This window comes from Treponema endosymbiont of Eucomonympha sp. (assembly GCF_001028545.1).
Map to the genome: position 1 here is coordinate 1 of NZ_BBPW01000391.1, position 641 is coordinate 641.

Below are 641 nucleotides of genomic sequence, written 5' to 3' on the forward strand. Positions count from 1 at the left end.
GCCGTCGACACCTCCGACCGCGTGCTGGAATACCTCAGCGTCGCCAACGCGGAATCGGCGTATTGCTTCGGCGAGCCGTTTGACAAAAGCAAGCTGCTCGTAACGGGGCGCTTTTCCGACGGGGAAGAAGCCGACGTGAGCGCGCTCTGCGCCATAAGCGGCTACGATTACGCAAAAAGCGGGGAGCAGACCGTAAGCGCGGCGGTCAACGGGGTACGGGCGGATTTTCCCGTTTCACTGAGCTTTCCCGCGGACACGGAGCTTAGTCCGACAGCCTATACCAAAACCTATATCAAAGGGCAGCCCTACGACTTTGCCGCCACGCGGGTTTCCGCGAAACGAAGCGTGAACGGCAAAACGGTCTCCGCCGTCCTCTCCGCCGGAAGCGGGCTCAGCCCGTCCGCCCTGTCCGGCTATGACGGGGACGCGCCCGGACCGCAGCAGATAAGCATAACGATAGACGACGCGTCCGCAAGCCATTACGTGGGCGTGGTGGGCATAGAGCCTTCCGTCTATTTTGATTACGGCTACTGGCGCATTCCGGGAGTCAACAACAAGGGCACCTATAATGACGGACCGGAGGAAACACCCGCGGCTCGGACGGCCGCTCGTCCTCCGCACGGGGCCTCACGATCCCCGGC

1 protein-coding gene is annotated in these 641 nt (G+C 62.4%); it reads left to right on the forward strand.

Going from position 1 to position 641, the window contains the following annotated elements; translation table 11 throughout:
* Positions 1-641 (forward strand): bacterial Ig-like domain-containing protein (locus AWU74_RS07255; protein WP_162505005.1); only part of this gene is annotated, 641 nt, incomplete at both ends.